The following is a 25,097-nucleotide window of genomic DNA, read 5'->3' as shown; positions in this document are numbered from 1 at the left end:
AATAATAATGAATATTACGATTAAACAAGCTAAAGATTATGTCAATCAAGAAGTGACAATCGGTGCTTGGATTGCAAACAAGCGATCAAGTGGGAAAATAGCATTTTTACAATTAAGAGACGGAACAGGATTTATGCAAGGTGTCGTTGTAAAAGCTGAAGTATCAGAAGACATCTTCCAATTAGCTAAATCATTAACACAAGAAACATCTGTTTATGTTACGGGTACAATTACAGAAGATGACCGTTCTAAATTTGGCTATGAAATGCAAGTAAGTGGTGTAGAAGTCATTTCAGAATCACATGATTATCCAATCACACCAAAAAATCATGGTACAGAATTCTTAATGGATCACAGACATTTATGGTTACGTTCTAAACGTCAACATGCCGTTATGAAAATTAGAAACGAAATTATTCGTGCGACATATGAATTCTTTAACGAAAGTGGATTCACTAAAATTGATCCACCAATTTTAACAGGTAGTGCTCCTGAAGGTACAAGTGAATTGTTCCATACGAAATATTTCGATGAAGATGCATTCTTATCTCAAAGTGGTCAATTATACTTAGAAGCTGCAGCTATGGCGCATAATAGAGTGTTTAGTTTCGGTCCAACTTTCAGAGCTGAAAAATCAAAAACAAGAAGACATTTAATTGAATTCTGGATGATCGAAGGCGAAATGGCATTTATGAAACATGACCAAAGCTTAGAAGTTCAAGAAAATTACGTTCATCACATCGTTAAAGCTGTGTTGGCTAATTGTAAATTAGAATTAGAACTTCTTGAAAGAGATACTTCTAAGTTAGAACAAGTTTCAACACCATTCCCAAGAATCACTTACGATGATGCCATTAAATTCTTACATCAAGAAGGATTCAATGATATTGAATGGGGCGACGATTTCGGTTCTCCTCATGAAACTGCAATTGCAAATCATTATGATAAACCAGTATTTATCATTAATTATCCAACAAAAATTAAACCATTCTATATGGAACCAAACCCTGAAAATCCAGACACTGTATTATGTGCAGATTTAATCGCACCAGAAGGTTACGGAGAAATCATTGGTGGTTCTGAAAGAATTAGTGATTTAGATTTAATTAATCAAAGAATTAATGAACATGGTTTAGATCCTGAAGCATATAGTTACTACACTGACTTAAGAAAATACGGAAGTGTACCACATAGTGGATTTGGCTTAGGACTTGAAAGAACAGTAGCATGGTTAAGTGGCGTAGAACACGTTAGAGAAACTGCACCATTCCCACGTTTATTAAATCGATTATATCCATAATAATATGCGAGTCTGGGAGCTGAATAGTGATCCCAGACTCTATATTTTTATAATGAAGTAGGTGAAAATATGTATACAAGTGCTATGTTAAAAGAAAAGCCAGTCGTTGTTCAAAGAGCTTTGTTTGATCATTATGCCAATTTAGGATTAAATGAAAAACAATTCGTTATCCTTATTAAATTGCTGGATCAAGAGAATGATCGAAACTTACAGCCTCCATTAGAAGATATCCAACGTGGCACGACTTTATCTATACAAGAAGTGAGTCATATCATTAATCAACTTTCTCAATTAAAAATTATAGACATTAAAATTGAAAAAGATGACCAACATAAATATAATGAATTCATATCATTTGATCCTTTGTATGAACAACTTGCATTAATCAAAAACGAAGCGATGCAACAAGGTACAGTAGAAGATCAAAACTTACAATTCAAGAAATTATTCCAAGAATTCGAATCCACTTTCGGTCGACCATTAACACCATTAGAAGTTCAAACATTAAACCACTGGATTGATACTGATAAACATTCAAACGAACTCATTATGAGTGCACTTAACGAAGCGCATAGTTTAGACAAACTCAGCATCAAATATATCGACCGCATTTTATTAAACTGGAAGAAGAAGAACATCACTACTGTTGAATCTTCCAAAGAAGAAAGTGAAAAGTTTAATCAAACTAAAAAAGTAAAACAAAATGTTAATTTAATCCCGACTTTTGATTGGGTAAATGGGGAGAATCCTTATGATAAGTAAAAAGAAAGCATTAGAAATGATGGATGTTATTGATGAAATGTTTCCAGATGCTGAATGTGAACTCGTTCATGACAATCCATTTGAACTAACAATCGCAGTATTACTTTCTGCACAGTGTACAGATGTACTCGTCAACAAAGTGACGAAATCGCTTTTTGAAAAGTATAAAACACCTGAAGACTATTTAAATGTAAGTTTAGAAGAACTTCAAAATGACATTCGCTCAATAGGTTTATACCGCAATAAAGCTAAAAATATACAAAAACTTTGTCAATCATTGTTAGATAATTTTAATGGTGTCGTACCAAGTACACATCAAGAATTAGAATCATTAGCTGGTGTAGGGCGTAAAACAGCGAATGTTGTGATGAGTGTAGCATTTGGTGAACCATCATTAGCAGTAGACACACATGTAGAACGCGTTTCTAAACGTCTTGCAATATGTAGAATTAAAGACAATGTGCGCCAAGTTGAAGATCGTTTATGTAGCATCATTCCAAGAGAAAGATGGACGAAAAGTCACCATCAGCTTATATTCTTTGGACGCTATCACTGTGTAGCACGTAAACCGAAATGTGAAGTATGTCCATTATTTGCAGATTGTAGAGAAGGGCAAAAACGATTAAAAGCTGGTTTAGTAAAGGTTGAGGGCGCATGATACAAAAAAATGATTTCATAGAACTTGAACAACAAATAGAGCCACTTGTTAAAAATAAAAAGCTTAAAACAAATGAAGCGCACCAATTATTAGTTCAATATTATCATTTGATCATTGCTTATATAGAACAAATCAATCAAATAGAAACATTTGATATCGCACATATTGAAGAATATCCAGTTATACCAATGAATTTCGAAGAACGCTACCACTATATAAACGAGAGAATATATCACTTTATGGGATATAGACAAATGGTAACATTGAAAGAAGAATTAATTAGAATGAACGCGAGATATCAGATCCAACTTAAAAGAGCCACACAACGTGAAAGCGGAGAATAAAAAATATAAGGTCAGTTTTGGTACGTTAGCGCACGATATCTTTCAGTCTTCGTGCGTTAGGGCCTGTTTTTGTACCCCAGCGCACGATATCTTTCAGTCTTCGTGCGTTAGGGCCTGATTTGGTACCCCAGCGCACGATATTTTTAAGTCTTCGTGCGTTAGGGCATATTTTTATACCCGAGCGCACGATATCTATAAGTCTTCGTGCGTTAGGGCCTGTTTTTATACCCCAGCGCACGATATCTTTGAGTCTTCGTGCGTTAGGGCATGATTTGGTACCCGAGCGCACGATATCTTTCAGTCTTCGTGCGTTAGGGCATGATTTGGTACCCGAGCGCACGATATCTTTGAGTCTTCGTGCGTTAGGGCCTGATTTGGTACCCCAGCGCACGATATTTTTAAGTCTTCGTGCGTTATACTTAACTCACTATTATATAAATCAAAAAAGCATCACATCCGCCTTGGATGTGATGCATTTTCTATATCTTAGTCATCTTTCTCTTCTTTGGCAGCTTGTTTTGCTGCATCAGAGGCCGAACTATTATCTTCCGAGTCTGAATCTGATTCTTCCGATGTTGGTGTTTCAGTCGTTTGCTCTTCAGTTGTTACGTTCTGATTAGTAGATGACTGTTGTTGTGTATTATTTTGTTGTGTTGTTGATGAATTTGAATTCGTCTGTGGTTCATTTGTTGTTACATTATTATTGTTATTTGAGAAATTATAATTATTTTGCTGACTGCTACTATTACCAGTGTTAGGTGCTGAACTTGATGTTGTATCATTGTCTTCATTACCTGCAACACTCAAGCTTTTACCGCTTCCTGTTACTGAATCAGGTTTTTCGAAGTCTGCACCGTCATAATTAGAGATTTCTGACATAACTTCATTGAATAATATTTGTGGTTTCGTTTGTTCATCATGTCCTAAGAATGAGTTTTCACCGTATTCTTTAACTTTATTGAAGCCCATCCATACTGACATTGTGTATTGTGGCGAATAACCTGTAATCCAAACGTCTTTCGCTGCATTTTCAGGTAATTGATATTCATTGTATACTTCATCACCATAAGTACCAGTACCTGTTTTAGCTGCTACGTTCACGCCGTTAATTCCATATCCATAAGCTGAACCGTATGCTTGGAATGTTCCTTTTAGCATTTCAGTTAACATGTATGCTGTGTAGTCTTCCATTGCTTTATGGCTTTCGCTTGAGAATTTGATAGTTTCATCATCTTGAGTGACAACTTTTCTAATTGATTTTGCTTCATTGTATGTTCCACCATTACCCATTGATGCAAATGCTGATGCTAATTGAGTAGGGGAGAATTCTGATTGTGAACCACCAAGTACTTCTGAAGGTCCAATTTCATCTTTATAATTTAAATTCACTTTAGAAGCAAAGTCTTTAACTGCTTTTTCACCAGCATTTTGGTTTGTTTCTTGCCAAGATTTCAATGCTGGGATGTTGTATGATCTTGCTAATGCATCTGCCATTGTAACTGAACCGTGGCCTTGACCATCATAGTTCTTGAATATACTACCGTTGATATTATATTCGCTTTCATCTTGGAACTTATGGTTTGTCGCATATTGCATATTCTCAATTGCTGGCCCATAAGCTAATATCGGTTTTAGAGATGAACCTGTTGGATGGACATCTGTTGCTTGGTTTCTATCCACTACGTCTTTGTAATTCTTACCACCACTGATACCGACTAATTTACCAGTCTTCGTATCTACTATAGATGAACCTGTAATTTGGTCTTTATTCTTGTAGAATGTACCATTATCAACTGACTCTTGTAATGTTTTTTGAACATCTTTATCCATGTTTGTGTAGATTTTAAGACCGCTTGTCATAATATCATTTAATGATTGACCTTTGAACGCTTTGTTTTGAGTAATTTCTTGTTTAACATAGTTAATGTAAGAAGCGTACTCATTATCAGGCGTATCTGTCATCGCGTCATTTCTTTCTTCGACTGTACGTTTCACTAAGTTCTTATCGATAGGTGTATCTTGTGCTTCTTTCATTTCTTTCTTAGTGATTCTACCGTGTCTTTCCATTAAATAAAGAACAGTGTCTTTACGTTTTTCAGCCGCTTCAGGATTATCATAAATATTATATTGATTTGGTACTTGTGGTAATCCTGCTAAGTATGCTGTTTCAGCTAAGTTTAAATCTTTCAATTTCTTATTGAAATAATATTTAGCTGCTGTTTGAGAACCGTAAATACCATCTGAGTAATAGATTTTGTTTAAGTACATTTCAAAGATTTCATCTTTAGAATATTCTTGTTCTAATCTATATGAAAGGTAAGCTTCTTGAGCTTTTCTTTCAATTGATTTCTTATCAGTTAAGAATGAACGTTTTACAACTTGTTGTGTTAATGTAGATGCACCTTGTGAACCAAAGCCACCTGTAAAGTTCTTCATGACTGCTCCAGATAAACGTTTATAATCTAATGCACCATGATCATAGAAGCGATTATCTTCAGTTGCTAATACGGCATCTTTCATTTTGTCTGGTACTTCATCAAACTTAACATGTTCTCTCTTTTGTCCCATATAAAGGGTCGTGACAAGTTTATTATTTTTGTCATAAATTTTAGTTGGTAATTGGTCTTTAAGCGCACTTTCATTGAAAGCAGGAGCTTTCCAAGCATAATATGCAAATACGAGAACACCTACGATTACCATTGCTAAGAATGCTAGCACGAGAATACCGAACACCTTAATAATCGTCCGTTTGATATTCCTTTTCTTTTTAGGTTGTTCTTTACCATTTTTACTATTAGAAGCTTTTGATTGACTCATTTGAGCGCCTCACTTTCTGTTTTTATCAATTGATCAACTATTGTTATGTAGTTAATTCTTGGTTTAAATTGGATTGGTATTAAGTAACCATCATTTTCAATCTCTTTAAGTGTGATGGACTTTTTCCCTCCAGATTTATATCTGTCCCAATATACCATAAACTTCCTAAAAGGCAATAAAAATACGCTATCATGATAGCTAAATTTTATCAACAAAAAACATATGCCTTTTTGGTTTAGTACTTGTTCCATATGTGATACTTGGTGATCGTGGATATTATTTAAAGGGAAACTTGTTTTATTTTTCGTTTCCTTAGCTTCAAAATCAATATAGTATCCATTATAAACACCATTATAATCTGTTGTTGAAGGCTTTCTAAAATAAGCTTCTTTAATGACCGCTTTTTGTCTTTTAGGGTAGTCAACATCAACGATTTGAATAGGTGTTGGTTTCTTATGAATAACGGCTATATTTTCTAATCTGAAGTATTCATTGGATTTATCAATTTCCTCCTCTAATCTCATACCCCGTTTACCATATTGTATTCTACTATATTTTGGGTCGTTTTGAATTGAGACTTTAGAAGTATTTTTTGTAACTTTTTTTCCGTTTGGATAATTCAAATTCATCACCTAGCTTCATATCATAAAACTCTAAACATTATACCTTATTTCATTATAAGTTACAAAAGTTTTTAATGATACATAAATATTCTAGAACTTTTCTAGTTATGTTATCATTTTATCGTGAGCACATTTAAAATACAAACTTCATTAATAGTAGGTGTAGCGATGATACAAGATCTTTTAAATAAATTAAATGACATGCTAGATATTTTTCAACAAGCGAAGGACGATCATGAATACGACTTTTATAAAGATGTCGTACCATTTGTAGAACAAGTCGATGTTCTATTAGATAAGCTTGCTGTTCATCAAGACACAGTATTGAAATTACAATATATGAATGAACAGAAATTTCACCTCTTAATTAGTAACTACAAAGAGTTGTCTGTAGAATGTCATTATAAACGTACAAGTAAGAAGCTCTTCTTTGAAAAGCATAAAGCTGTACAACATGATTTAAATTATATTTATACGCATATAGGTGATTTATCATGACGTCAGTATATTTTACAGGATACAAACCGTTTGAACTGAATATTTTTAAAAATGACCAGCCAGAAGTGAAAGTTATTAAAGCATATCTTAAAGAAATAATTGAGCAAGAAATAGAAGAAGGTATGGAGTGGGTCATTATTTCAGGACAATTAGGATTTGAACTATGGGCAGCTGAAGTGACCATTGAAATGAAAAATAAATACCCACAATTGAAACTTGCGATATTGACGCCATATTTAAATCATTATAATAAATGGAATGAAACAAACCAACAAGCTTACCAAAATATTGTCGCACAAGCAGACTATGTCAATGCGATTCATCAAAGTGACTATCAAGGTGGGTTCCAATTTCAACAAGCTAATGAATTTATACTCGATAACACTGATAAGACAATTTTATTTTATGATGATGAACAAGAAGCATCATCTAAATACTTCAAAAGTAAGTTAGTTGATTTTGCTGAAAAGACAAACTATACTTATAATGTTATTACATTCATGGATTTACAAGACTTTATGGAATTTAATTATAATAATGACAACGAATCATATTAAATGAGGTGTAAAAATGGCTGATGTAACATTAAAGCTATCTGCAAAAGATATTTATGAAAAGGAATTTGAAAGAGGTTTAAGAGGTTTCAAAACTGAAGAAGTAGATGCTTTTTTAGATGACATTATTTCAGACTATCAAAAAATGGCTGAGTTAAATAACGAAGTCATCAAATTAACAGAAGAAAATTCTAAACTTAAAAAAGAAATCGAACAGTTAAGAATCCGTGTCGCGTCAGGCAGACCACAAGGTTCACAACAATACAATTCCAATAATGTAGATATCTTGAAACGTATTTCTAATCTTGAAAAAGCAGTATTCGGCGAATAAATGATAGTTATTTAACGTCGTTTATGCTATAATTCTTTGTTGAGTGGTATTTCGGATAATCGCTACGTTAAGTAGAGGAAAGTCCATGCTCACACATTCTGAGATGAATGTAGTGTTCGTGCTTGGCGAAACAATAAGCCAGGGCAAATAATTGACGGCAACGAAATAACCTAAGTTATTTATAATATGGTTAAAGTAGTTTGAAAGTGCCACAGTGACGTAGCTTTTACAGAAATGTAAAAGGTGGAACGCGGTAAACCCCTCGAGTGAGCAATCCAAAATTGGTAGGAGCACTTCTTTGACGGAAATGAACGGAATAAGAAGGTATGTAATCATACAGACAGATGATTATCACTGGCGTACGAGTGTAACTAGTACACGTTAGCAGTACTAAAGGACAAAACATGGCTTACAGATTTATCACTTACTAGTGTCGCTCTCCCAAGTAGGAGAGCTTTTTATTTGTAAATAATGATAATTTAAATATAAAGGAGTATATGCATGTATCAATTACTCGCTACTAGTCCAATGGGATTAGAATCAATTGTTGCTAGAGAAGTTCAAGAATTAGGATATGAAACAAAAGTAGAAAACGGTCGCGTACTTTTCGAAGGTGATGAAACAGCAATCGTTAAATCAAATTTATGGTTAAGAACTGCTGACAGAGTCAAAATCGTAGTAGGACGTTTCCATGCAACAACTTTTGACGAATTATTCGAAAAGACTAAATCATTACCATGGGAAGATGTAATTGGCGCTCAAGGTATGTTCCCAGTTCAAGGTAAAAGTGTTAAATCTAAATTATTCAGCGTATCCGACTGTCAAGCAATCGTTAAAAAAGCGATAGTTGAGAGATTGAAACATGCGTATCAAATTAAAGGTTGGATCGATGAAACAGGTAGTAAATACCAAGTTGAAGTATCATTACTGAAAGACGAAGCTTTATTAACAATCGATACTTCAGGTTCTGGACTTCATAAAAGAGGTTACCGTTTAGCACAAGGTGATGCACCTATGAAAGAAACATTAGCTGCAGCACTTGTTAGATTAACAAACTGGAGCGGTGAAACACCATTCATTGATCCATTCTGTGGTTCAGGTACACTTGCAATAGAAGCAGCACTCATTGCTCAAAATATTGCACCAGGATTTAATCGTGAGTTTGCGAGTGAAGATTGGGATATCATACCAGAAGGCTTGTATGACCAATTCAGACAAGAAGCAGATGAAGCGGCATTATATGATAAAGAAATCAACATCATAGCAAGTGATATCGATCCTAAAATGGTTGAAATCGCGAAAGATAATGCAACAGAAGTTGGGTTAGGGGACATCATACAATTTAAAGTACAAGATGTTCATAATCTAGAAGTACCAGAAGGACCCGTTTCAATAATCGGAAACCCACCATATGGGGAACGTATCGGTGAACGAAGTGAAGTAGAAGCCATGTACAAACACTTAGGCGAAATCATGAAACAAAACGAACAAGCATCATTATATATGCTTACAAGCTATAAAGAATTTGAACCATTAGTAGGTAAGAAAGCCACAAAAAGAAGAAAACTATTTAACGGCTATATCGAATGTACGTACTATCAATATTGGGGCAAACGAAATAAATAGTAGAAAGTAAGTAGAAAAGCGGAAACCACCTGCAGAACAGGTGGTTTTTTGGTTTGTTGAAAGGGGCGGATTAGATAGGGAGGATTTAATTGAGGTAGATGTGAGTTTATTGTTTCTTTAACTCACGTGTTTTATAAAGATGTGAGTTTACTTCCACTTTAACTCACAAGTTCTATTAAGACTGACCTAAATCCCAAAATATAAACCTAAATCAATATATTATTTCACCCCCACACAACAAAAAAGACTGGCATCGCATCTTCTAAAGATGTGTTGCCAGTCTTCCTAATTATTCATCATTGTATGAAGGTTCTATGTTAAATGTATTAATTTAGAATTACCAAAGTTTGCCTTCTCCTAATCCTTTTGCTCCTGGTGCTGGATCTGTGAACATCTGTCCGATAGGGACAGTATAAGCAATTAAGATAAGCAATACTGTCACGATGATTAAGAATCTCCAGTTCTCAACAAATTTAATGACTGGTTGTTGTTCATCTAATGCTTCTGATACTGGATATTCTTCTTCGCCTTTAGGTGATAAGAAGGCTAAATGTATAAACACTATTACAACTAATATTATAGATATAAATAAAATTGTTCCCCCGACTGCTTGTAATACTTGATATGGTATCCATTCAGCAGCTTGTTTAGCACCGCCATATTCTGAATATGTTGATCTTCTTGGTGCGCCTTTTACTAATCCAACATAGTGCATAGCACCACTCATAATTGTCATACCGATTGCCCAAGTATAACCTTGCATAAGCGCTAATTTATTTGTGAATTTAGTTAGTTTTCTACCTGTACAATGAGGTATTAACCAGTACATGATTCCGAAGAATGTCATGATGACTGCTGAAGCGATGGTTAAATGGAAGTGTCCAGTTACCCAAATTGTATTGTGAATTAATCCGTTCATTTGTGCAGATGCGTTAACTAATCCACCTGCGCCACCTGGAATAAAGGCTAACATACCTAAGAATGGTAATACGAATCTTGCGTCATTCCATGGTAAAGATTTAAACCATGTGAATAATCCTTTATAGCCTTTAGAACGGCCGTAATTTTCAAATGTTGCAAACAAACTAAATGCTGTCATCATTGAAGGTATAACAACCATAAAAGTTAATATAACTTGTAAGTATTTCCATGTATCATCAATACCTGGTTCTACTAATTGGTGGTGTATCCCAACTGGAATACTGAAGAATAAGAATAGCATAAATGACATTCTTGCTAAACTGTCTGAGAATGCTTTTGCACCGATAATCTTTGGCACAATTGCATACCAACACATGTATGCTGGTAACAACCAGAAATAAACAAGTGCATGACCAAAATACCAAAATAATGTTCTACTTAATGTTACGTCTACTCTTTCAACTAAACCTAATGACCAAGGAATTAATTGAAGAAGTACTGTCGCAGCAACACCTAATGAACATACAATCCACATTACCCCGTTGATTGCTACCATGTAGCTCAGTAGGGGAGATTTCTTACCTGGATTCTTCTTCTTAAATTCTACATATTTTAAAATTTGCCCAACTGTAGAAATCCAGCTACCTACAACAACAAGTGCCATACCAATATAGAAAATAGCATGTGCTTTTAATGGTGCATAAAAAGTATATAAAACAGTGGCTTTGTTTAATAGAACCATTGTTGCTGCCATGAGCGTTCCAATAATCATTACCCAAAATCCAATCCAACCGAACTTTCTTTGTACAGACGTTAAATGTCCAGATGTCTTAGCTACTGCAGAATATTGAAAGCCTAAGATAAAGAAAGTTGTCAGTACCAATGCTAATACGATACCATGCACCGTTAAGATTTGATAATAAGAAATTTGTTTAGGTAATTGTAATAAACCTGATCTTACAAATGTTTGTAATAATCCTGCTAGTCCACCAAGGATTAAACAACCAATGGCTACATACATATGCGCCATCACAAGTCTGCTATCATTCTTATTTAATCGCGTTATCATTTTTTATCCACAACCTTTATCATCGACTTCATATCTGCATGTCCGATACCACAATATTCATTACAGATGACTAAATATTCGCGTTTCTCATTGAATGTCTTGTAATATTCACTAATGTGACCAGGTTCTAACATCATGTTGACGTTCGTTCCTGGTAAACTAAATCCATGCAAAGTATCTTTACTTGTCGCAATGATTTTTACTTTTGAACCTTTAGGAATTTCGACTTTACCTGGCTGATAATTAAAAGCTGAAGCAAGAATCACTAATTCATAGTCGTAATCTTTACCGCTAACTTTGTGTAGCCCTGGTTTGTTGAAAGGTTCAATTTGATCGACTTTATCAGGATTAACATAGTCTCTACCAGAAGCGGCTGGCGTGTGTCCATTATGCAAACCTGTAATCATCAAAATTGTTAAGAAAATGACTAATGAGCTTATGCCGACTTTTAGCCATAACTTTTCGTATTTATGCACAGATTTCACCCCTTAAATTCTTACTAAAAATAAAATAAAACAAATTACCCATAATACTGCAAAGATGCCTCCCAATGTGAAAACTGAATACAGTGTACCTCTTAAATCCAGATCATCATGAGAGTGGTCATCAATCTTCTTGTTTAGGTCATTATTTTGGACTGTCATTTTATTCATCCTTTCTTATATTCTCTTCATTATTTATAATAGAATAGAGATTAAAAAATTAATGTGATGTAAATCACACTATTTAAATTATTTGTGTAAAAATAAAGGGGAATTAAAATGGATCGTAATCAAGCATCATTAGATTTACTTTATAAATTAAAAAAAGAAATCGAAAAGTCATCAAATCAACAATTAATTAAACAAATCAATGAAATGATCAAAAAAATATATAACGAACAATATACAGTGAGTTTTGTCGGACATTTTTCAGCAGGGAAATCTACATTAATTAATAATGTTATCGGACAAAATATATTACCAAGTTCTCCTGTCCCGACAACTAGTAACACAGCACAACTGATTTCTTCAGACAAAAACAGTATTTCTGTTAATTTAAACAACAATCAATATACAGTTGTAGATAATCAAGAAGATGTTAAAAGGCTTAATACAGAAGATAGAGAAGTGGAGTCTATCGAAATTGAATTTACATCAGATAAATTCAATAAAGGCTTTACTTTCCAAGATACACCTGGTGTCGATTCTATGAGTGATAACCATAGAGAAAGTGCTTTTCAATATTTGCTGACATCTAATTATGTATTTTATACAGTCGACTATAACCATGTGCAGTCAGATATGAATTTTAATTTTATTAAATCATTAAATAAATTGGATATTCCGGTAATATTAGTTGTGAACCAAGTCGATAAACATGATGAAGATGAAATCTCGTTTGATACTTATAAAAATCGTGTTAACAAAGCCGTTACAGATTGGAAACTGAATTTAGAGAAGATATTTTATGTTTCTAAATATGATACACCGAATAATGAGAAGCAGTTATTTAATCAGTATATCCATCAGCTTGATCAACAACGTACGGAACACCAAGTATTTATAGACCGTGTGACGAATTACATTAAACAAGAACAGCTGAAATATATTAACCAACATATGGAAACGATTCTTTCTGATATTGATTCTACTGAAGAAACTTTCGATGACGATTATCAAGCATACAAAGAGAAATTCAACGTCCAAAGTGAACAATCATTAATTCAAGATAAAGATCAGTTCACTTCAAATTTAAAAGAAAAGCGCAAAGAAATTTTAGATAACGCTTATTTGATGCCTTATGAAATGCGAGAAACGATTCGTCATTATTTAGAAACAACTGCTAAAGACTATAAAGTTAAAGGACTATTTAATAAAGATAAGAAGAAAGCGATGATTCAAGATGAAACACTTGAACAAGTGAAAGAACCTTTAGACATCAAAATTCATGATGAAATTACGAAAGTATGGATTAAATCATTAGAGAACTTAAACAAATACATTCAAGATGCGGACTTATTCGAGAAAATCATCAACCAACAATATACGATTAGTAAAGAAGAATTAAGTGGTCATGTTCAAGAACAAACGTCCATTACAAATGATTACGTGTTAATTTATTCTAAAGGCATTACAGAAATGATTAATCGAAAAATACGCAATGAAACAAATCAATTAATTGAAGAAATCGTTAATGCGAGTGAAGTACATAACGAATCGAATGAAGAAACTAATCAATTAAATGAATATGAAACATATGTTGAATTTAAGAATTTAAAAACATCACTCATTACGAATAATTATCAACATTATTATATTCACCTTGATGAATCTATTGATAAGTTAATTGATAGACATTTTATTCATATAAATGACCTTGACCTAGAAGATAAGAAAGAAACGAAACAACAATTCAAAGAAGTTCAAACGGAACATCAAGAAAATAATCTGCAACAACTTAAAGATCAAATCAATCATTTAAAAAAACTACCGTTATTTGAAGGTGAAGTTCATAATATCGAAAGCCAAGTCGAAAGAATAGAGCATAATATCACAAAGATTGCGGTATTCGGAACATTTAGTGCAGGTAAGAGTAGTTTAATTAATGCCATCTTACAAAAGCCAGTGCTGTTAAGTTCACCAAATCCAACGACAGCAAGTATTACTGAAATTAGCTACGGTACTGAACAAGAAGTGACGTTTAAGACTTATGAGCAATTATTAGAAGAGATTAATCATATTACAGAGTTCGCCAATAAACAGTACTCAACAATTGAATCATTCATTAACGATAAAGAAATTAAACAACATCCTTCATTATCTAGTAATCATCTAGCATTCTTTGAAGCAATCGAGACAAACTTTAATCATTACAAAGATATCTTAAAAGAAGGCAAATCTGTCACATTCGATATAGAAGAACTAGAGAAGTTAACAGCTGATGATACGCATGCTGCCTTTGTACACAAAATTAATTTAAGACTTGAAGAAGCATGGTTAAAAGACAAGATTATTATCGATTCACCAGGGCTTAATTCTAATAACCAAAGACATACGAGAGAGACTGAACAAATTATTGCATCAAGTGACTTAATTATTTATGTTAGTTATTATAATCACGCCTTTACTGATAAAGACGGTGAGTTCTTAACTTACATGCGTGATATGAATAATTTACAACAATCACAAGGTTTGAAATTTGTCATTAACGCCATTGATTTAGCAGAATCTGAAGAAGATAAACAAGCTGTTATATCTTATGTAGAATCATCATTAGATGCATTGAACATTAAACCTGAGTGTTATCCAGTTTCAAGTAAACAAGCATTGAAATCACATGATGATCAGTTTAAACGACTTATGGAAGCGTTAGATCACTTTGTTAAAGTTGAAAGTAAGCAAGTGCTCAAGTCACAAGTAGAGTCTAGAATTAAACAACTGACAAATGAATTAGAACAAATGGTGCATACGTATAGACAAGATAAAGCACAGCTTGAAAAGAGAAAATCAACTTTACTCAGTTATAAAGATAAACAGAACTTCACTAATCAAATTGTGATTAAATCACATCATCAACTGGAAAAAGAAATTCATGATCAACTGTATTACTTGAAAGACAGGTTGAATATACAATTAAATGATATTGTCAAAAAACATTTCAATACATCAACTGTAACGGATCAATTTAAACAATCGCTACAAATGAGTACGAAATATTATGTAGATGATTTAAATCAGAAATTAAGTTTAGAAAGCTCGCTTATCGTAGAAAGATTAAAGAATTTTTATGCAAGAACATTTGATGATTTATTAACACCAACAATTGTTGAATTAAATGATGCTTCTATTTTAATCTCTAAGTTTAAACATGACTTTGAAAATGAAATCAATCATGAACCGATTAACATTCAAGTTCAAGATATTGCGAAACAAACGATCAATTCGGTGAGTAAGAAAGATTTAATTAAGACATCTAAAATAAAAGAAACACAAAATGCGATTTTAAATGATACAATGAAGCTTATTGACCGTCCAATTGTGACATTTAATGAAGCGTTAACTAAGAATTTGGAACATTATGATACAATAGGTGAGTCGTACATCGAACAGTATAATCAAGAGACGATTCATCTCATTGAAGATTACTTATCTGTGAATATTGATAACGATGTCATAGAAAAAATTGAAAACGTCTTGAAAGAGATATAAAGGAGCACAATATGAGTAACAAAATATTATTAATAGATGGTATGGCTTTATTATTTAGACATTTTTATGCAACGAGCATTCATAAACAATTTATGAGAGATTCTAAAGGTATTCCTACAAATGCTGTACAAGGATTTATTAGACATTCATATACAGTAATCAATGACATTAAACCGACACACGTTGCCGTATGTTGGGATATGGGATCTAAGACTTTCAGAAATGATATGTTTGAAGCTTACAAATCAAATAGAGTCGCACCACCTGAAGAAATGATTCCACAATTTGACCGTGCGAAAGAAATTGCTGAAAAATTAGGTCTACTGAATTTAGGTATTACGAATTATGAAGCGGATGATGTTATAGGAACAATTAGTAAACGCGCTCAAGAAAAAGGGCATGAAACATATGTCGTGAGTGGTGACCGTGACTTATTACAATGTATTAACACAGATGTTGATATATGGCTGACGAAAAAAGGATTCAATATTTATAATAAATATGATATTCACAAATTTAGAGAAGAATATGGTTTAGAGCCTCATCAGTTAGTCGATGTTAAAGCATTTATGGGTGACACAGCTGATGGTTATCCAGGTGTTAAAGGTATCGGTGAGAAAACAGCGATTAAACTGATACAACAATATCAATCAGTTGAAAATGTACTCGAAAACATTAATGAATTAACAGCAGGACAACAAAAGAAAATCATCACATATCGAGATGACTTAGCAATGTCGAAACAACTTGCGCAAATTCATACAGATGTACCATTAGAAACAGAAGATTTACTTAATCAAATGACATATCGTCATGAAATCGAACAATCTATCGAAATCTGTAACGAACATGAATTATTTGTATCAAGTAAATATTTAACAACAAACTTCTTGTAAGTAAACACAAAAAGCATATCACGCGCCGTCGTGATATGCTTTTTATTTATGCTTTAATTGTTTTCTTAAGACAGTTTGTGCCAATTGATTGGCTTCTTTATTTTGAGATCGTGGAATCCACTTCACAAATATTAAATCAAATTGACGTTCTAATTCTTTAAATAGCTCAAAGTAGGGTTTGAACGTAGCATTTTTAACATAATCTTTATCAATACTATCTGCAATTAATTTCGAATCTGTATAAATTAACGCATTACCAACTTCTAATTCAATTGCATGTTGAATAGAGAAGATTAAAGCTTCCCATTCAGCACGATGATTATCCATTTCACCTAGGCAAGACACGAAATGATGTCTCGCATCATCCGTAATAATCACGCAAGCACAACAGCTCTCTCCAGGATTACCTTTAGAAGCGGCGTCAAAATAAATTTGCGGCATTTCAATCAACTCTTTCAAATTATTTACCTTCTCATCTAATTTACACGAACGATAAACAGACTTCAATAAATGGTCATAATACTTTTCATTTAGACTTAATAATTCTTCATCAAACTTGTACAAAATATTGTAAGTTGTAAAAATTGTATATTAATTTTATAGAGTTATTTATAAATAGTATTTGAAATTAACATTAAAAGTGATATACTAATTCAGAACGAAATATAATTTTGTTCATATCTTATGTGTGAATAATCTTAACGGAGGGAGAGTTAGTTTCGCACGACCATTCACATATTAATAGTGTGCACTTCACTCATATATCTGAGATTCATTAATAGAATATATAACTGAACACATTACTAATGAGATAAAGACAAAATAGTAACGGGGGAAACTCAGCCATGAGTAAAGTTGCCTTTAAGGAAATTTATAGTAAAGGGGCTTGCTAATGGATAAGCAACGGAAATTACAGAAGTTTAGTATCCGTAAGTACACAGTAGGAACGTGTTCGATACTAATCGGTACGCTTATATTCTTAGGCTTACCAACTCACGATGCATTTGCATCTGAAAATGTAATTCAAAAACATGCACAAGAAGAAAAAGCAGAAGGCAAATCAACAGATCCAGTTGAAGAAGCGTCTGCAATCGAAGAAACAACATCAACTGAAGAAGCAGCTAAAGAAAACGGTACAGCTGAAACAACAGCAGAACAACCACAAGAAGAAGCAACTACAGAAGCACCTGCAGTTGAAGAAACATCACAAGATGCAACAACTAACGAAGAATCAACAACAGAAGATAAATCATCTACAGAAGAAGCAACTCAAGTTGATACAGCAGCAACAGAAACTGCGAAAGTTGAAACTGCTGAAAAAGCAGAACAACCAAAAGCTGAATCAACAGAAGTAGCTAAAGAAGAAACTAGTACTGAAGAAGCAACAGAAACTGCAGAACCAGCAGTTAATACTGTAAATGCAGTACAACCAGCAAGTGTAGAAGAAACACCTGCAGTAGATACACCAACAGTAGAAGCAACAGTTACAAATACAATTTCTGATGTAGATACAGACAGCGTGTCATCTAAATCACTTGAAGACATTGTTAACAATCAAAATAAAGACAAAGTCGAAGCAACAACATTAGAACAACCTTCAAGACAAGCACCAAAGCCTGGAGGTAGTTACAGCAATACATTTAGAGCAGTAGGATATCAAACAAGGCACGTAAGTAATTACGATCAATTACTAGCTGCAATGAATGACAAGAACGTTGGAACTATCGAATTTGATACGAATATTACTATGCCAAAAGCACAAAGAGGTGTTGGTGGCATAAAACGTGATGCCCAAACTTTAAATTCAAATGCCGCAAGAGCTGTGACTATCAATTTAAATTCTCACACTTTAAATACTCAGGACAACTACTTTGAAACTCCTGGAAACAGTGGCACTAAACCGGCTTGGAATATCACATTTAATAATGGTCATATTCATACTGATGATAACAATCCAGGTCCTGTGAGACAGAATGCAGGGATTGTTCAATATGGTAGCGGTGCTCACGATCAAGTATTAAACTTTAGAGACATAGAACATACTGGTAGTACATTAACAAATGACGATAAATTAACAGTTAATATTTCTGGTAATTTTGTTAGCCGTATTGAAAGTGGAAATGGTGGAAGAGGATACAATAATACCGTTACTATTGGTGCAAATACAATCAGAATTGCTGACAACAGTAATGTTGATATGTCAATGGCAAAGAAAGGTAGAATTTTTGAAATTTACGCTGATTCAAGTAAGAATAAAGCGAGACAATATCAAAACGGATCTTTCACTGTTGGGAATCATGCTACAATAAAATTAAGTACAAATTCTGAAAATCCATGGGATGAAGAAAATACACATAGAATTTTCGCTACTAGTGGAGATGGCGTAACGATCGACTTAGGTAACGATAATAAAATTGATTTATCAGGACAAGACATTTTTGCTTTTGGAACTGGCACTGGTATCGGTAGTAACGGCGAATATGGAATGTTAAATACAGGGAAAAGAACAACTATCAATATTCATCAAAAAGGTAATGGTAATATTGTTAATATGCATGGTGGTTCTAGATTTAACATTCAAAACGATAGTGTGTTTAATGCAGTTTCTGAATACAAAAATAATGGTCAAAACAGAAATAATAACCTAATCGGACTTAATTCAAACTCTATCATTACAGTATCTGAAAATGCAGTATTCAAAATTGATGCTATAAACCATCTCGTTGGACCAGATGGCACTCGTACAAGCCGTAACCCTGTAATTTCTATGGTTGCATCTGGCCAAACAACAGCCAAAATTATCCTTAAAGAAAATTCAACATTTGATATAAAAACGGATAATCACGATTATCATTCAGAAATTATTGGATTTTCAAATATTGGTGGTCAAGATCGTGGTATCTTCATCGAAGGCACAGTTAAATATTTCAACTTACAACGAACTGGACTGGTAACTAGTGGACAAGCGGGTACTGAGACACACCCAACAGGAAACAACTCACTTATTTATGGAGATGCATCTAAAAATAATTTCCTTAAATGGACTGGTAACCATGAAGTAAGAACATGGAATGATCGCGTGTTCAGTAAGAAGGGTCAGCATGATTCTGATATAAATAGCAATGTATCTAATATTTGGGAAAACATAACTGACTTCTCAGCTAAAATCACAGATAGACACACTTCAAGTGGAGCAATCACTCATGAAGAAGGATATACAACTCCTCTAAGTAACAACGGTAAAGATATTAAAGATCTTGATATAGGTATGCTTCAAAGATTTGTATTAATTGGACATGATGTCGATTTACATGCAATTATTCCACGACCAGTTAAATATGTTAAACAAGTGGCAGATAATATACCACTTGGTGCAGAAACTGTTCTAAAAGAAGGTAAAGACGGTGAAGCTAAAAAGTATACAAACCGTAATGACGGATCAGTTAACATAATATACAAATCTGAATCTAACAAACCAATAGCTAAATTAATTGCAAAAAATACACTGCAAATTGAGAATAATGTAACTCCATTTGATACGGTTTATCAAGCAAATAATAATAAATTAATTTCAGATGAGCCTACAACAGTTCAAGAAGGTCAAGATGGTATCAGAAGAATCAGAACTTCATATGATCTAAATACAGATACAGGTGAATTATCAAACCCTACATCTGAAACAATTTATGAACTTGAGAAAACAGATAAAATAATAGAAGTTGGCGCTAAAGAAGTGTTAACTGAAACTATTCCTTTCGAAATAGAATATAGAGATAATCCGAACTTGAAAGTAGGTACTGAAAATATTATCGAAGAAGGACGTAACGGTTCTAAATCCATTAATAATATTTACGAAATAGATCCTACTACAGGTGAAAAAACAAGAATTGCAAGTACTTCTGAAGAAATTATAACTCCAGTTCAGAATAAAATAATTGAACGAGGTACTAAAACGACTTCAGACGCTGATGATAAAAATCCAAATTATACATCAACTGAACCTGTGGCTACAAAACCAGGTGAATCTGTAAGGATTCCTCAAAATGGAGATCAAGATTTACCAACAGGTACAACATTTGAAATCCCTGAAGGTAGCGTGCCAGATGGTTGGACTGCAGTAGTAGATCCTAATACAGGTGAACTTACAGTTACACCTCCAGCTAATGCTGAGCCAGGTACAACTGTTGATATCCCTGTAACGGTTAACTATCCTGATGGATCTAAAGATGAAATTTCTGTTCCAGTTAAAGTTAAACCGAACGAAGCTCAAGAAAATGAGCCAGGTTATAATACTGAAAACCCAGATCAACCAATTGAAACGAAACCAGGTGAATCTGTAACGATTCCTCAAAATGGGGATACTGAATTACCAACAGGTACAACATTCGAAATCCCTGAAGGTAGCGTGCCAGATGGTTGGACTGCGACTGTTGATCCTAATATGGGTGCTGTAACTGTAACGCCACCGGCTGATGCCGAGCCAGGTACAACTAAAGAAATTCCTGTTAAAGTTAAATATCCTGACGGTTCTACAGACGATACATCTGTTTCTGTTACGGTTAAACCTAACGAAGCTCAAGATAACGACCCAGGTTACAACCCAACTGAACCTGTGGCTACGAAACCAGGTGAATCTGTAACGATTCCTCAAAATGGAGATAGTACATTACCTCCAGGTACAACATTTGAAATTCCTGAAGGTAGCGTGCCAGATGGTTGGACAGCGACTGTTGATCCTAATACAGGTGCTGTGACGGTTACGCCACCGGCTGATGCCGAACCAGGTACAACTGTTGATATCCCTGTAACAGTTAAATATCCTGACGGATCTAAAGACGAAATTACAGTTCCTGTAACAGTTAAAACAGACGATAGTAATTCTGATGTAAATTCTAACTCAGATAGCACTTCTGATAGTGGTTCTGACATGAATTCTGATTCTAATTCAGATAATACTTCTGACTCTAACTCTGATGACAACAGTTCTACAGACAGCGATAAAGACTCTGATTCAGATAACTCATCTGATAGTGGTTCTGATGTAAGTTCTGATTCTAATTCAGATAATGGATCTAACTCTAACTCTGATAACAACAACTCTTCAGACAGTGATAAAGGTTCTGATTCAGATAGCAACTCTGATAGCTCATCTGATAGTGGTTCTGATGTAAATTCTGATTCTAATTCAGATAATGGATCTGACTCTAACTCCGATGACAGCGACAAAGATTCTGATTCAGACAACAACTCAGATAACTCATCTGACAGTGGTTCTGATTCTAACTCTGACGACAATAATTCTTCAGACAGTGATAAAGATTCTGATTCAGATAACTCATCTGACAGTGGTTCTGACATGAATTCTGATTCTAATGCAGATAACGGTTCTGACTCTAACTCTGATGACAACAGTTCTTCAGACAGCGATAAAGATTCTGATTCAGACAACAACTCAGATAACTCATCTGACAGTGGTTCTGATTCTAACTCTGACGACAATAGTTCTTCAGACAGTGATAAAGAATCTGACTCAGATAGCAACTCTGATAACTCATCTGATAGTGGTTCTGATGTAAATTCTGATTCTAATTCAGATAATACTTCTGACTCTAACTCTGATGACAACAGCTCTTCAGACAGCCATAAAGATTCTGATTCAGATAACTCATCTGACAATGGTTCTGATTCTAATTCTGATTCTAATTCAGAAAATACTTCTGACTCTAACTCTGACGACAACAGTTCTTCAGACAGCGATAAAGATTCTGATTCAGACAACAACTCAGATAGCTCATCTGATAGTGGTTCTGATGTAAGTTCTGATTCTAACTCAGATAATGGATCTAACTCTAACTCTGATGACAATAGCTCTTCAGACAGCGACAAAGATTCTAACTCAGATAATACTTCTGATAGTGGTTCTGACGTGAATTCTGATTCTAATTCTGATAATAATTCTGACAGTGGTTCTGATGTAAGTTCTGACTCTAACTCAGATAATGGATCTGACTCTAACTCTGATGACAATAATTCTTCAGACAACGACAAAGATTCCGACTCTGACAATAACTCAGATAGCACTTCTGATAGCTCATCTGACAATGGTTCTGATATGAACTCTGACTCTAATTCAGATAACGGTTCTGACTCTAACTCTGATGCTAATAGCTCTTCAGATGGCGACAAAGATTCTAACTCAGACAGCAATTCAGATAATACATCTGATAGTGGTTCTGACGTGAATTCTGATTCTAATTCAGATAACGGTTCTGATTCTAACTCTGATGACAACAGTTCTTCAGACAACGACAAAGATTCTGACTCAGACAACGACTCAGATAATAATTCTGGCAGTGGTTCTGACATGAATTCTGACTCTAACCCTGACGACAACAGTTCTTCAGACAACGACAAAGATTCTGATTCAGATAACGGATCTGATTCTAACTCTGATGCTAATAGCTCTTCAGATAGCGACAAAGATTCTAACTCAGACAGTAACTCAGATAACTCATCTGATAGTGGTTCTGATATGAACTCTGATTCTAACTCAGATAATGGATCTGATTCTAACTCTGATGACAGCAGTTCTTCAGACAACGACAAAGATTCTAACTCAGACAGTAACTCAGATAGCACTTCTGACAGTGGTTCTGACATGAATTCTGACTCTAACTCTAATGACAATAGCTCTTCAGACAGCGACAAAGATTCTGATTCAGACAACAACTCTGATAACTCATCTGACAATGGCTCTGATGTAAATTCTGATTCTAATTCAGATAATGGATCTGATTCTAACTCTGATGACAGCGACAAAGATTCTGATTCAGACAGCAGCTCTTCAGATAGTGACAAAGATTCTGATTCAGATAGTAACGCAGATAATACTTCTGACAGTGGTTCTGATGTAAGTTCTGATTCTAACTCTGATAACAATAGCTCTTCAGACAGCGATAAAGATTCTGATTCAGACAACAACTCAGTTAACTCATCTGACAGTGGTTCTAACGTAGATTCTGATTCAGACAGTAACTCAGATAACTCATCTGATAGTGTTTCTGATATGAACTCTGATTCTAACTCTAATGACAATAGTTCTTCAGATAGCGACAAAGATTCTAACTCAGACAGTAACTCAGATAACTCATCTGATAGTGGTTCTGATATGAACTCTGACTCTAACTCTGATGACAGCAGTTCTTCAGAAAGCGATAAAGATTCTAACTCAGACAGCAACTCAGATAATACATCTGATAGTGGTTCTGACGTGAATTCTGATTCTAACTCTGATGACAGCAGTTCTTCAGACAGTGATAAAGATTCTGACTCTAACTCTGACGACAACAGTTCTTCAGACAATGACAAAGATTCTGATTCAGATAGTAACTCAGATAACTCATCTGATAGTGGTTCTGACGTGAATTCTGACTCTAACTCTGATGACAGCAGTTCTTCAGAAAGCGATAAAGATTCTAACTCAGATAACAACAGCTCTTCAGATAACGATAAAGATTCTGACTCTAACCCTGACGACAACAGTTCTTCAGACAACGACAAAGATTCTGATTCAGACAGTGGTTCTGACATGAATTCTGACTCTAACTCTGACGACAACGGCTCTTCAGATAGCGATAAAGACTCTGACTCAGACAGTAACTCAGATAATACTTCTGGCAGTGGTTCTGACATGAGTTCTGACTCTAACTCTGATGACAACAGCTCTTCAGACAAGGACAAAGATTCTGATTCAGATAGCAGCTCAGATAATACTTCTGACAGTGGTTCTGACATGAATTCTGACTCTAACTCTGACGACAGCAGCTCTTCAGATAGTGATAAAGATTCTGACTCAGATAGCAACTCAGATAACTCATCTGATAGTGGTTCTGACATGAATTCTGATTCTAACTCTGATGACAACAGCTCTTCAGACAACGACAAAGATTCTGACTCTGACAACAACTCAGATAACTCATCTGATAGTGGTTCTGACATGAGTTCTGACTCTAACCCTGACGACAACAGTTCTTCAGACAACGACAAAGATTCTGGCTCAGATAGCAACTCAGATAACTCATCTGATAGTGGTTCTGACATGAGTTCTGACTCTAACCCTGACGACAATAGTTCTTCAGACAGTGATAAAGATTCTGACTCAGACAACGACTCAGATAATACTTCTGGCAGTGGTTCTGACATGAATTCTGATTCTAACTCTGATAACAACAGCTCTTCAGATAGCGACAAAGATTCTGATTCAGATAGTAACTCAGATAATACTTCTGATAGCGATTCTGACGTAGATTCTGACTCTAACTCTGATGACAGCAGTTCTTCAGACAGTGATAAAGGTTCTGATTCAGATAGCAACTCTGATAACTCATCTGACAGTAATACTGATAGTAATGACGCTAAAGACAATACACCTGGATATGGTTCTAAAGATAATGGTTCAACACCTGTTAAACCTGGTACGTCTACTCATATCCCACAAGTTGGTGATAA

Annotated in this window: 16 protein-coding genes and 1 other RNA gene; 12 read left to right on the top strand and 5 right to left on the bottom strand. The window is 34.4% G+C overall.

Annotated features, from left to right (window positions below; all coding sequences use genetic code 11):
• Positions 1-7 precede the first annotated feature (7 nt).
• The 4 genes from asnS to LQ694_RS00070 all read left to right on the top strand — a co-directional run bounded on the left by asnS (position 8) and on the right by LQ694_RS00070 (position 3,064).
• On the top strand, positions 8-1,300 hold the full coding sequence (asnS, locus tag LQ694_RS00085; RefSeq protein ID WP_231493082.1) for an asparagine--tRNA ligase: 1,293 nt from the start codon (positions 8-10) through the stop codon (positions 1,298-1,300).
• 69 nt (positions 1,301-1,369) lie between these two features.
• Positions 1,370-2,062, top strand: a complete 693-nt coding sequence (locus LQ694_RS00080) for a DnaD domain-containing protein (protein ID WP_058611263.1) — start codon at positions 1,370-1,372, stop codon at positions 2,060-2,062.
• Complete coding sequence (gene nth, locus LQ694_RS00075; RefSeq protein ID WP_025905489.1) at positions 2,052-2,720, top strand: endonuclease III; 669 nt, start codon at positions 2,052-2,054, stop codon at positions 2,718-2,720. Before LQ694_RS00080 ends, nth begins: the two co-directional genes overlap by 11 nt.
• Complete coding sequence (locus LQ694_RS00070) at positions 2,717-3,064, top strand: YpoC family protein (protein WP_218696538.1); 348 nt, start codon at positions 2,717-2,719, stop codon at positions 3,062-3,064. Before nth ends, LQ694_RS00070 begins: the two co-directional genes overlap by 4 nt.
• Positions 3,065-3,550: 486 nt before the next feature.
• On the opposite strand, the gene LQ694_RS00065 is transcribed toward LQ694_RS00070, so the two are convergent.
• Both LQ694_RS00065 and recU read right to left on the bottom strand, forming a co-directional pair.
• On the bottom strand, positions 3,551-5,881 hold the full coding sequence (locus tag LQ694_RS00065; RefSeq protein ID WP_058611266.1) for a transglycosylase domain-containing protein: 2,331 nt from the start codon (positions 5,879-5,881) through the stop codon (positions 3,551-3,553).
• Positions 5,878-6,504 (bottom strand): Holliday junction resolvase RecU, encoded by a 627-nt coding sequence (gene recU / locus LQ694_RS00060; RefSeq protein ID WP_058592357.1) that lies wholly within the window; start codon positions 6,502-6,504, stop codon positions 5,878-5,880. Before recU ends, LQ694_RS00065 begins: the two co-directional genes overlap by 4 nt.
• 168 nt (positions 6,505-6,672) lie before the next feature.
• Here recU and LQ694_RS00055 point away from each other — a divergent pair, with 168 nt between their 5' ends.
• The 5 genes from LQ694_RS00055 to LQ694_RS00035 all read left to right on the top strand — a co-directional run bounded on the left by LQ694_RS00055 (position 6,673) and on the right by LQ694_RS00035 (position 9,513).
• The gene (locus LQ694_RS00055; RefSeq protein WP_218696540.1) at positions 6,673-7,002 is read left to right on the top strand and encodes a DUF1798 family protein; all 330 of its coding nucleotides are present in this window, start codon (positions 6,673-6,675) and stop codon (positions 7,000-7,002) included.
• On the top strand, positions 6,996-7,559 hold the full coding sequence (locus LQ694_RS00050) for an SLOG family protein (protein ID WP_218697460.1): 564 nt from the start codon (positions 6,996-6,998) through the stop codon (positions 7,557-7,559). The genes LQ694_RS00055 and LQ694_RS00050 overlap by 7 nt, the downstream gene beginning before the upstream one ends.
• 13 nt (positions 7,560-7,572) lie before the next feature.
• Positions 7,573-7,887, top strand: a complete 315-nt coding sequence (gene gpsB / locus LQ694_RS00045) for a cell division regulator GpsB (protein ID WP_025905495.1) — start codon at positions 7,573-7,575, stop codon at positions 7,885-7,887.
• Between the two features lie 47 nt (positions 7,888-7,934).
• Positions 7,935-8,304, top strand: an RNA gene (gene rnpB, locus LQ694_RS00040) — RNase P RNA component class B.
• 84 nt (positions 8,305-8,388) lie between these two features.
• Positions 8,389-9,513 (top strand): THUMP domain-containing class I SAM-dependent RNA methyltransferase, encoded by a 1,125-nt coding sequence (locus tag LQ694_RS00035; RefSeq protein ID WP_096791921.1) that lies wholly within the window; start codon positions 8,389-8,391, stop codon positions 9,511-9,513.
• 337 nt (positions 9,514-9,850) lie between these two features.
• Here the strand turns inward: LQ694_RS00035 and LQ694_RS00030 are convergent, their stop codons facing one another.
• On the bottom strand, positions 9,851-11,503 hold the full coding sequence (locus tag LQ694_RS00030; RefSeq protein WP_096791922.1) for a b(o/a)3-type cytochrome-c oxidase subunit 1: 1,653 nt from the start codon (positions 11,501-11,503) through the stop codon (positions 9,851-9,853).
• Positions 11,500-11,979: a cupredoxin domain-containing protein gene (locus tag LQ694_RS00025; RefSeq protein WP_048539800.1), complete on the bottom strand. Its 480-nt coding sequence runs from the start codon at positions 11,977-11,979 to the stop codon at positions 11,500-11,502. Before LQ694_RS00025 ends, LQ694_RS00030 begins: the two co-directional genes overlap by 4 nt.
• Before the next feature lie 285 nt (positions 11,980-12,264).
• Here LQ694_RS00025 and LQ694_RS00020 point away from each other — a divergent pair, with 285 nt between their 5' ends.
• Complete coding sequence (locus tag LQ694_RS00020) at positions 12,265-15,693, top strand: dynamin family protein (RefSeq protein ID WP_218696542.1); 3,429 nt, start codon at positions 12,265-12,267, stop codon at positions 15,691-15,693.
• A gap of 11 nt (positions 15,694-15,704) precedes the next feature.
• Positions 15,705-16,589, top strand: a complete 885-nt coding sequence (locus LQ694_RS00015) for a 5'-3' exonuclease (protein WP_058611273.1) — start codon at positions 15,705-15,707, stop codon at positions 16,587-16,589.
• A gap of 42 nt (positions 16,590-16,631) precedes the next feature.
• On the opposite strand, the gene LQ694_RS00010 is transcribed toward LQ694_RS00015, so the two are convergent.
• Positions 16,632-17,030, bottom strand: coding sequence for a ribonuclease HI family protein (locus tag LQ694_RS00010; protein ID WP_196968348.1), 399 nt, complete (start codon positions 17,028-17,030; stop codon positions 16,632-16,634).
• A 451-nt stretch (positions 17,031-17,481) separates the two neighbouring features.
• On the opposite strand from LQ694_RS00010, the gene LQ694_RS00005 reads away from it, so the two are divergent.
• The coding region (locus LQ694_RS00005) for a YPDG domain-containing protein (protein WP_239771774.1) at positions 17,482-25,097 on the top strand (7,616 nt) is incomplete at its 3' end.

Origin of the sequence: Mammaliicoccus sp. P-M58, from assembly GCF_022386165.1 — a bacterium.
GTDB lineage: Bacteria > Bacillota > Bacilli > Staphylococcales > Staphylococcaceae > Mammaliicoccus > Mammaliicoccus sciuri.
The sequence above is the reverse complement of the archived record's forward strand: the minus strand, read 5'-3'. Positions and strand labels throughout refer to the sequence as shown.